The organism is Acrocarpospora corrugata, assembly GCF_009687845.1.
Taxonomy (GTDB): domain Bacteria; phylum Actinomycetota; class Actinomycetes; order Streptosporangiales; family Streptosporangiaceae; genus Acrocarpospora; species Acrocarpospora corrugata.
The window spans coordinates 25,926-34,887 of sequence record NZ_BLAD01000053.1 but is presented as its reverse complement, the minus strand read 5'-3'; the positions used below and the strand labels follow the sequence as shown (position 1 = coordinate 34,887).

Sequence of the window (8,962 nt, the reverse complement as noted above, 5' to 3'; positions counted from 1 at the left end):
ACCCGCCCCGCCGCCGCCCGCCCGGCCCGCGCCGCCAACGCGCCGCTGGACCCGCTGGCCCGGCTGGAGGCCGAAGCGCTCAAACTGGCCGTGCAGCGCCCCGCCCTGCTGGGCCCCGAGTTCGACACGCTGGGCGCCGACGCGTTCACCCAGCCCGAGCACGTCGCCCTCTACGAGCTCATCACGGCCGCCGGCGGCACCGCGGCCGGTGGACCCGGGGGCCGGGAATGGGTCGAACGGCTGCTGAACGGCGCCTCCGACGAGCTGCGCCCCCTGCTCACCCGGTTCGCGGTGGAACCGGTCCGGGCCGAGGTGAGCGCCGAGGAGCGGTATGGGGCGGGAGTCCTCACCAAACTCCAGGAGATCACCGTCGGCCGGGCATTGGACCGATTGAAATCGAGAATGCAGCGCCTCAACCCGGTCGAGGAGCAGCAGGAGTACAACCGGATGTTCGCCGAACTGGTGGCGCTGGAGCAGCAGCGGCGCGTGTTGAGAGAACGCGCCGCCGGGGCGTGAATAACAATACTTTCCTGATCTCACAGAGCCGAAACATTGGTTTGATATCGATTCGGTAATGACGTTAGTCTTACCTTCGGTGCCAAAAATGGGTCTGCCGTTTTGATGTACCTATACCGCAGACTGTGTTCCGTGGGTGCATCGGTGCTACCAAGCGGGCCGCCATCGGTAGACCAGGTGGCGGAGCTCGTCGTGAAGGGAAGGGAGCGCGGGAGCGTCACGGTTGACGACGTGGCCGCCGCGCTCGACCGATCCGAGTTGCCCGCGGACGCGCTGGAGCGCGTCGTGCGGATGCTCGCCGAGAACGGGGTTGAGGTCCTTGAGCCGCAAGGCGATGAGGAGACCGCCAAACCGGACGAGGAGGACGTCGGTAAACGAGCGCCAACCAGTGACCTGGTCCGCATCTACCTGCGGGAGATCGGCCGGGTACCCCTCCTCACGGCCGAGGAGGAGGTGGAGCTCGCCAAGGCCATCGAGGCCGGCCTCTTCGCCGAGGACAAACTCTGTGAAACCCCATCCATCCGGGTCGCTCGTCCCGAGTTCGAGGATCTCGTCTGGGAGGGCGTCCGCGCCAAACAACGACTGATCGAGGCCAACCTGCGCCTCGTCGTCTCCATCGCGAAACGCTATGTCGGCCGCGGAATGCTGTTCCTGGACCTGATCCAGGAGGGCAATCTCGGCCTCATCCGGGCAGTGGAGAAATTCGACTACACCAAGGGATATAAGTTTTCCACGTACGCGACGTGGTGGATTCGCCAGGCGATCACCCGCGCGATCGCGGATCAGGCCCGCACTATTCGAATTCCCGTGCACATGGTCGAGACGATCAACAAATTGGTCCGCGTGCAACGCCAGCTCCACCAGGATCTGGGCCGCGAACCCGCCCCCGAAGAGATCGCCGCCGAAATGGACCTCCCGATCGACCGGGTGATCGAAATCCAGCGGATCGCGCAGGAACCGGTCTCCCTGCAGTCCCCCATCGGCGAGGAGGACTCCGACCTGGGCGACTTCATCGAAGACGCCGACGCGGTGGTCCCCATCGAGGCAGCGGCCTTCATCATGCTCCAGGACCAGCTGGACGACATCCTGGCCACGCTGTCGGAGCGCGAGCAGCGCATCATCCAGCTCCGCTTCGGCCTGGCCGACGGGCATCCGCGGACGCTGGAGGAGGTCGGGCGCGAGTTCGGGGTGACCCGGGAGCGCATCCGGCAGATCGAGTCCAAGACGCTGGCCAAGCTCCGTCACCCGACCCGGGCCCAGATGCTGCGGGACTATCTCGACTGACGCGACGAGCGGTCGATCTCCGCGTGGACTTGTACGCGGAGATCGATCGGCGCAGTAGCGTCTTCTCATGCGTCTCTTCGGTTCCCGGCTGCCCGCTGATGTTCGTAGTGCCCTGCATGGCGAGCGGCCGCTCAGCCACGCTCTCACGGCCGGAGGCGGGTACGCGGTCGCCACGTTGGGCGCGCTGCACCTGCCCGGCGGGCTGCGGGTGCCCTGGCATCAGGTCGATCGGGCGGTCTGGGACCAGGAGGGTGTGACGATCGTCATGACGGGCGGCGCGCAGCATCGGGTCGTGCTGCCGGAACCCGGGCTGCTGCCAGAGACGATCAGGGAGCGGGTCACCAACTCGATTCTCGCGAGCAGGTATGTGCGGCTCAGCGAGGCCGGCGGGGTCCGGCTGGTGGCGCGGCGGATCGCCGGGCAGGACGCCGTCGAGTGGGAGTTCGTCTACGACCCGGAGCTGGATCCCACCGATCCGGGCGTCCGGGCCGCCGCGGAACAGGCCCTGGAGGAGGTCAGGCGCGCTCTGGGCGTCTGACCGCCTCAGCCGGGGCTGTTCAGCCTCAGGTGATCCGGTTGTTCTCGGACTCCGGCCAACCGGTCGGGGTGGTCACCTTGTCACGGTGCTCGGTCTTTCCGCGAAAGGGCACCTTCCCCCCGAACTTGTCGTCGGCCATGTCCTTGGCGGCGTTCGCGGCCTGGGACACCCGGGCCCCCAGCAATCCGGCGGCCTCCTGGACTCGCGGATTGTCGGCCACCCGCTGTGCCGCACCCTTGATCTGCTCGTAGCGCTCGCGCCCGGCCCGGGTGCCCAGTACATAACCCACACCCAGCCCGGCGGCGAACATCATCTTGTTGCGCATCTTCCACCTCCCGGCTCATGCCTAACCGGTCCCTACCCCCAGAAAGGCCATCTATCCAACCTGAGCCGATGTGGCCAAATGGATGTGACAGACCACCCCCCGAGTGCGCTAATCTAGTTCCGCGCCGTACGGAAGGTCGAAAGGCCGGAACACATGGCAGCAGCAATCCCGTGTAGCTCAATCGGCAGAGCAGCCGGCTGTTAACCGGCAGGTTATAGGTTCGAGTCCTATCGCGGGAGCACCACCAAACCTCGCTGGCCGCCTCCAGCGAGGTTTTCTCTTTTACGGCAGGGGTGAGCTGTCGGGCATCGACAGCCGGAGCACCCACAGGCCCTTCTCGGGCATCGACGACAGCCGGTACCTGACCCCGTTGACGGTGGTGCGCTGGTACCGGGGCCAGAGCTTGGGCAGGGTGGCCGCGACCTGCCCCTGGAACGGCAGTCCCGCGCAGTCCCGGAGGAACCCGGTGGCGGCTTCCGCGGGGCCTCCGTACGCCTGGCAGGAGATGGTCCGGACCTCTCCGGGCACCCGCCCGCCGAGCACCGCCGAGAACTGCCCGCCGGCGGTGCGGGCGACGCTTCCGTGCCGCGTGTGCCGGTAGTCGCCGCGCCCGTCGGCGAACCGGATCCCCCACTGATCGCTCAGATGCTGCTGGACACTGGCGAGCCGGAGATCCCCCGGGGCCGCGCGTTCCGATCCCGCGTCCCCGCATCCGGCGGCAAACCCCGCCAGTGCCCCGAGAATGGCGATCACACGCCTCATCAGCCCCTCCAATGACTACTGACCGCGTCTGCGAAGATTCTCGCAGTAGTGGCCCGAAAAGCCTCGCAACGTTCCGTCGTCATTCGTGCACAGATTTGGATGACAAATCATTGGACAAGGGCAGAAAATGTGATCTGTATGCCGCGCGCGAGGCGTGGCAGCCGCGGAACGACATGCGCAGCGGTGGGGAGGGCCACCGCTAGAGGGTCGTAGCGCCGCCCGGAATCGGCGTCGGGGCCCGCAAGCGGAATGTGGCGGTTTCTCTGGTGGGCACGTGGTGGAAGAAGGTCGCGAAAGCCGTACAGAACGAGGATGAGGGGGTGGACAGGGCGGCGGCGGAGGAGTTCGTCCGGCTTTATCACGCGGAGAACCCGCCCGCGGGGTCGGTACGGCCCAGGCTCCGGGACGTCCTGATGGAGATCGATCAGACCGGGACCTACACCCACACACCCGGCGAACTCGCGTTCGGCGCCCGGGTGGCGTGGCGGAACAGCGGACGGTGCATCGGCCGCCTGTACTGGAGGTCGTTGCGGGTGCGGGATCGGCGGCACGTGGACACCGCCGACGGGATCACCGACGAGTGCGTGGAGCATCTGCGTTTCGCGGGCAACCGGGGCAGGATTCGCCCCACGATCACGGTGTTCGCCCCCGACCGGCCCGGTCGCCCGGCGGCCCGGATCAGGAACGAACAGCTCATCCGCTACGCGGGCCACCGCCAGCCGGACGGTTCCGTCGTCGGCGACCCGCTCTACGCCGGCCTCACCGACCAGGCCCGCGCGCTCGGCTGGCCGGCCGCCGGCGGGCGCTTCGACGTGCTCCCGCTGCTGATCGACGTCAAGGGCGTCACCGAACTCCGTCCCCTGCCCGCGGAGGTGATCATGGAAGTGCCGATCACGCACCCGCACTACCCCTGGTTCGCCCAGCTCGGCCTGCGCTGGCACGCCGTGCCCGTGATCTCCAACATGTGCCTGGAGATCGGCGGCCTCTGCTACCCCGCCGCGCCCTTCAACGGCTGGTACATGGGCACGGAGGTCGGTGCCCGAAACCTCGCCGACCATGACAGATACGACCAGCTGCCGCTGATCGCCCGGCATCTGGGCATGGACACCAGTAACGACCGCACGCTCTGGCGCGACCACGCCCTGGTCGAACTCAACGTGGCCGTGCTGCACTCCTACGCAGAAGCCGGGGTGACCATGACCGACCATCACACCGAAGCCCGCCGTTTCATGACCCACCTGGAGAAGGAGGAACGATCCGGACGGGTCTGCCCCGCCGACTGGTCCTGGATCGTGCCACCGCTTTCGGGCGCGCTCACCCCCGTCTTCCACCGCTACTACGACGACGTGCGGCTGACGCCCGCCTTCACGCATCACCCCGCGGTTGCCGCTCCGACAGCCGATAGAACATAATTCGGTCCTGAGAGGGGATCCCATGACCGAGGAACTGGTGCTGACCGACCTCGCCGACGGCGTGCTCGTGCTCACGTTCAACCGGCCGGACCGGCTGAACGCGTGGACGGACGAGATGGGCCGTCGCTACTTCGACCTGCTGGAGGAAGCGGAACAGGACCTCGACGTCCGGGTCATCGTGGTCACCGGCGCGGGCAAGGGCTTCTGCGCCGGCGCCGACTTCCAGACGCTCACCGCCATCCAGACCGGCGAGTACGTCGGCGAGCCCGAGAAGCGCCCGCACACCTACCCGGTGTCCATCAACAAGCCGATCATCGCGGCCGTCAACGGCGCCTGCGCCGGCCTCGGCATGGTGCACGCCCTCGTCTGCGACCTCGTCTTCACCGCCGCCGACGCCAAGTGGACCACCGCCTTCGCCCGCCGCGGCCTCATCGCCGAGTACGGCATGGCCTGGGTGCTGCCCAAACTGATCGGCCAGGCGCGCGCGCTCGACCTGCTGATGTCGGGACGTACGTTTACCGGCGTCGAGGCTGCCCGGATGGGGCTGGTGCTCCGGGCCGTTCCCGGCGAGCAGCTGCTGGCCGAGACGCTCGCTTACGCGCGGGATCTGGCCACCAACAGTTCGCCGTCGTCGATGGCTGTGATCAAGCGGCAGGTCTGGAGTGACTGGGACAAGGGCCTGGAGGACTCCAGAGATGCTGCCGAGCGGCTGATGACCGAGTCGTTCGGCCGCCCCGACTTCGCGGAGGGTGTCGCCAGCTTCCTGGAGCGCCGACCGCCGGAGTTCCCGCCGCTCAGGGCGCCAACGTCATGATCGTTCGGTCGCTTGGGGTTTTCGTCGATCAGGGTGCCAACTTCATGATTAGCGTGCTTTCGCCGAGGCTGGATCGGCCGTATTTCAGGCGGAATGCCTGATTCACCGGGGCGTGGTCGGCGTCGTCTTCGGCGCTGACCCGGCTCAGGGTGAAGATCCGGTCTTCCAGGACGAGGTCGAGGCCGTGGATGCCGTGGTCGGTGAGCTGGGCCAGCATGCGCGCGCCTTCGATGTAACGGGTGCCGTCCAGTTCGATGAAGCGGACCGCGCATTCGTGGATGACGATGCCGGCGTGCCGTACCGAGACGGGGAGTTCCATGTACTCGGTCAGGGGGCGGGTGCTCGGGTGGTGCCAGAGGGCTTCGAAGCGTTCGTGCACGAATTCGCCGAGCGGGCTGGACATGACGACTTCCAGGTGGGGTGACGCGGAGGCGCGCACGCCGATCGGGAAGAAGGAGATGAGGCCTTTGTCGTCCCAGCGGTAGAGCTGGATGGACGGGAGCGCGTCGTAGATGCGGACCTGGAAGCGGGGGCGCAGGGGTTCTGGGATGGTCCGGGTGAACAGGTCCAGGTAGCGGAGGTTGTCGCAGATGACGTCCCGGACCCGGACCGGGCGGATCTCCTCCTCGCGCTGTTCGGCGGCCGTCGAGGATGGATCGAGGAGGAGCACTCTGGCCGTCGCGCCGCTGCGCAGGGCGACGCGCAGGCACTCCAGGAAGCGTTCCCGGCTGGCCTGGCCTTCCAGGAGGTGACTGCCGACGTCCATGACGGCCACCACTCGTTCGGCTGCCCGGACGTGTTCGCTGAAGCGCTGGTCGTCGAAGAGCGGGTGTTCCTCGACTCTGGATCGGCGCAGCTCCTCGAAGATCGGGTCGATGATCGCGTACGAGAAGGCGATCACCAGGACGCTCGCGCCGATGTTGAGCATCAGCTCCTGCTGGAAGCCCTCGGGAGCTGTTCTGGCCCAGGTCAGCAGCCCGGCGGAGACGCCGAGCAGGGTGACCACGCCGACCGTGCGGCGCGGACGCAACCGGAACATCGCCCGGCGCCACCAGCGATGCCAACGCTGCGGCACGGGGCGCCTCCTGGGGGATGTCGGCTATGTCCCCCCATGCTTTGATCATCGGCCGCCATAGTCAAGACGGCAGGGCTTTGATCATGGGCCGTCAGCGTCGAGACGATGGGCGATTGCTCATTGGCCGTGGGTGTCGAGACGGCGGGCGCCTCCGGCCGGGGTTGCCGTCAGGAAGGTGGGGGCGCGCCAGCCGCGTTCGGCGTACGCGGCTGCGACGGAGGTTCGGACGGAGTCGGCGCGTTCGGTGGCTACCAGGGCGATCGCGGAGCCGCCGAAGCCGCCGCCGGTCATGCGGGCGCCGCGCGCGCCGCCGCGGAGTGCGGATTCGACGGCGACGTCGAGTTCTGGGCAGGAGACCTCGAACTGGTCGCGGAGCGAGAGGTGGGAGGCGTTGAGCAGGGCGCCGATCTCGGTTACCGCGCCGGCCCTGAGCAGGCCGATCAGGGCTTCCACGCGGTGGTTCTCGGTGACCACGTGCTGGGTGCGCTTCCGTTCCTCGCCGTCGAGGCGGTTCAGGGCGGCGGCGAGGTCGGTGACGTCGCGGAGGGCGGGGACGCCGAGGCGTTTGGCGGCGTTCTCGCATTCCTGGCGGCGGCGGGCGTACTGGCCGTCGGCGACGGCGTGCCTGACGTTGGTGTTGATGATCAGCAGTTCCAGGCCGTGGGCGGCGAGGTCGAAGGGGATCTGGCGGCTGGCGAGGGAGCGGCAGTCGAGCAGGAGGGCGTGGCCCTCCCTGGCCAGGGCGGCGGTGGCCTGGTCCATGATGCCGCAGGGCGCGCCGGCGAAGTCGTTCTCGGCGAGCTGGCAGATCCTGGCCAGGTCGAGTGGGTCCAGGGCGAGGGCGTAGAGGTCGTTGAGGGCGACGGCCGTGGCGACCTCCAGGGCGGCGCTGGAGGACAGGCCGGCTCCCTCGGGGATGTCGCCGTCGATGACGATGTCGGCGCCGCGGACCGGGAGGCCGTCGCGGCGGAGCGCCCAGAAGACGCCGGTCGGGTAGCGGGCCCAGCCGTGGGCGTCTTCGAGGGTGGTGACGGTCTGGGTGCCGGTTTGCAGGGATCGCAGGCGGATCGTGGTGTCTTCGCGGGGGCTGGCGGCGAGGGTGACGCCCCAGGGGACGGCGAAGGGGAGGACCAAGCCGTCGTTGTAGTCGGTGTGCTCGCCGATCAGGTTGACGCGGCCGGGGGCGTACCAGATGCCTTCTGGTGACTTGTCGTACGTTTCGGAAAAAGCATCAAGAACGCGCATAAGTGAACACTCCTCAACAACGGCTTCATCGTAGGGTAGCGAGTCTTGGGGGATATGCCAGCCTTGGGCGTGTGAGTGAGGTGGAGTCACCGGTTGTGCTGCTGGGGGACGATCGGGTGGGTGCGGTGCGGGTGTGGTTGAAGCGCGACGACCTGATCGGGGGTGATATTTCGGGAAATAAGTGGAGGAAGTTGAAGTACAACGTGGGGCCGGGGGCGGTGCTGACGTTCGGTGGGGCGTATTCGAACCATGTGCGGGCTGTGGCGGTTGCGGGGGAGAGGTATGGGTTTGAGACGGTTGGAGTGATCCGGGGGGAAGAGCGGTTGCCGTTGAACCCGGTGCTGGGGGAGGCCGTCCGGCGGGGGATGCGGCTCAGATACCTCGATCGCGCGACTTATCGGCTTAAGCACACGCCTGAGGTTCTTGATTGGTTACGCGGCGAATATCCCGGTTATCGGATCCTGCCCGAGGGCGGTTCCAACCCGGCGGCCGTCCGCGGATGTATGGAGTTACCAGCCGAAATTTCGGCCTATATCCCCTTCGATGTGATCTGCTGCCCCGTCGGCACCGGCGGCACCCTCGCCGGAATCGCCGCCGGCCTCACCCCCGGCCAACGAGCCATCGGCTTCCCCGCCTTACGCGGCGCCACCTACTTAACCAACGAAATCACCCGCCTCCAACACGAAACCCTCGGCCACCCCACCCCCAACTGGCACCTCGAAACCACGTACCATTTCGGCGGCTACGCCCGCACCACCCCCGAACTCTCCACATTCATCGAAGACTTCGACCACCGCCACGGCATCCGCCTGGACCGCATCTACGTCGCCAAGATGATGTACGGCCTCCTGGACATGATCGCGTCAGGCACCTTCTCCCCCGGCACAACCGTGGTCGCGGTCATCACCGGCTCCAGCCACCAATGACGCAGCCGGTCCACCACGAGCACAGAAACGCCCGCTCTGCCCGAAGAGGCCGTGATCGCCACCGC

9 protein-coding genes, 1 tRNA gene and 1 pseudogene are annotated in these 8,962 nt (G+C 67.6%); 7 read left to right on the top strand and 4 right to left on the bottom strand.

The window, feature by feature from the left end:
* The 3 genes and pseudogenes from Acor_RS44440 to Acor_RS19100 form a co-directional block, all read left to right on the top strand.
* Positions 1-516, top strand: a pseudogene (locus Acor_RS44440) (DNA primase); the annotation flags it as partial.
* 105 nt (positions 517-621) lie between these two features.
* On the top strand, positions 622-1,800 hold the full coding sequence (gene rpoD, locus Acor_RS19105; RefSeq protein WP_422664816.1) for an RNA polymerase sigma factor RpoD: 1,179 nt from the start codon (positions 622-624) through the stop codon (positions 1,798-1,800).
* A gap of 67 nt (positions 1,801-1,867) precedes the next feature.
* Positions 1,868-2,338 (top strand): hypothetical protein, encoded by a 471-nt coding sequence (locus Acor_RS19100; protein WP_155338045.1) that lies wholly within the window; start codon positions 1,868-1,870, stop codon positions 2,336-2,338.
* Positions 2,339-2,363: 25 nt separating this feature from the next.
* Here Acor_RS19100 and Acor_RS19095 read toward each other — a convergent pair whose 3' ends face one another.
* On the bottom strand, positions 2,364-2,663 hold the full coding sequence (locus Acor_RS19095) for a YtxH domain-containing protein (RefSeq protein ID WP_155338044.1): 300 nt from the start codon (positions 2,661-2,663) through the stop codon (positions 2,364-2,366).
* A gap of 166 nt (positions 2,664-2,829) precedes the next feature.
* Between Acor_RS19095 and Acor_RS19090 the strand changes: the two genes are divergently transcribed.
* Positions 2,830-2,902: transfer RNA gene (locus Acor_RS19090), tRNA-Asn, on the top strand.
* A 43-nt stretch (positions 2,903-2,945) separates the two neighbouring features.
* Here Acor_RS19090 and Acor_RS19085 read toward each other — a convergent pair.
* The gene (locus tag Acor_RS19085) at positions 2,946-3,425 is read right to left on the bottom strand and encodes a hypothetical protein (protein ID WP_155338043.1); all 480 of its coding nucleotides are present in this window, start codon (positions 3,423-3,425) and stop codon (positions 2,946-2,948) included.
* A gap of 266 nt (positions 3,426-3,691) precedes the next feature.
* Here Acor_RS19085 and Acor_RS19080 point away from each other — a divergent pair, with 266 nt between their 5' ends.
* Together Acor_RS19080 and Acor_RS19075 are read left to right on the top strand one after the other, a co-directional pair.
* Positions 3,692-4,837: a nitric oxide synthase oxygenase gene (locus tag Acor_RS19080; RefSeq protein ID WP_218034366.1), complete on the top strand. Its 1,146-nt coding sequence runs from the start codon at positions 3,692-3,694 to the stop codon at positions 4,835-4,837.
* A 22-nt stretch (positions 4,838-4,859) separates the two neighbouring features.
* Positions 4,860-5,651: an enoyl-CoA hydratase gene (locus Acor_RS19075; RefSeq protein WP_155338042.1), complete on the top strand. Its 792-nt coding sequence runs from the start codon at positions 4,860-4,862 to the stop codon at positions 5,649-5,651.
* Positions 5,652-5,679: 28 nt separating this feature from the next.
* Here Acor_RS19075 and Acor_RS19070 read toward each other — a convergent pair whose 3' ends face one another.
* Both Acor_RS19070 and galK read right to left on the bottom strand, forming a co-directional pair.
* Positions 5,680-6,726 carry a hypothetical protein gene (locus Acor_RS19070; protein WP_155338041.1) on the bottom strand — a complete coding sequence of 349 codons (1,047 nt, stop codon included), beginning with the start codon at positions 6,724-6,726 and terminating at the stop codon, positions 5,680-5,682.
* Between the two features lie 117 nt (positions 6,727-6,843).
* Positions 6,844-7,971, bottom strand: a complete 1,128-nt coding sequence (gene galK / locus Acor_RS19065; protein ID WP_155338040.1) for a galactokinase — start codon at positions 7,969-7,971, stop codon at positions 6,844-6,846.
* Positions 7,972-8,042: 71 nt separating this feature from the next.
* On the opposite strand from galK, the gene Acor_RS19060 reads away from it, so the two are divergent.
* Complete coding sequence (locus tag Acor_RS19060; RefSeq protein WP_155338039.1) at positions 8,043-8,897, top strand: 1-aminocyclopropane-1-carboxylate deaminase/D-cysteine desulfhydrase; 855 nt, start codon at positions 8,043-8,045, stop codon at positions 8,895-8,897.
* Positions 8,898-8,962 lie beyond the last annotated feature (65 nt).

Excerpts from the sequence above, each read along its gene's own strand:
- rpoD (WP_422664816.1), top strand. The coding sequence starts at position 622 with ATGTACCTATACCGCAGACTGTGTTCCGTGGGTGCATCGGTGCTACCA.
- Acor_RS19100 (WP_155338045.1), top strand. The coding sequence starts at position 1,868 with ATGCGTCTCTTCGGTTCCCGGCTGCCCGCTGATGTTCGTAGTGCCCTG.
- Acor_RS19095 (WP_155338044.1), bottom strand. The coding sequence starts at position 2,663 with ATGCGCAACAAGATGATGTTCGCCGCCGGGCTGGGTGTGGGTTATGTA.
- Acor_RS19085 (WP_155338043.1), bottom strand. The coding sequence starts at position 3,425 with ATGAGGCGTGTGATCGCCATTCTCGGGGCACTGGCGGGGTTTGCCGCC.
- Acor_RS19075 (WP_155338042.1), top strand. The coding sequence starts at position 4,860 with ATGACCGAGGAACTGGTGCTGACCGACCTCGCCGACGGCGTGCTCGTG.
- galK (WP_155338040.1), bottom strand. The coding sequence starts at position 7,971 with ATGCGCGTTCTTGATGCTTTTTCCGAAACGTACGACAAGTCACCAGAA.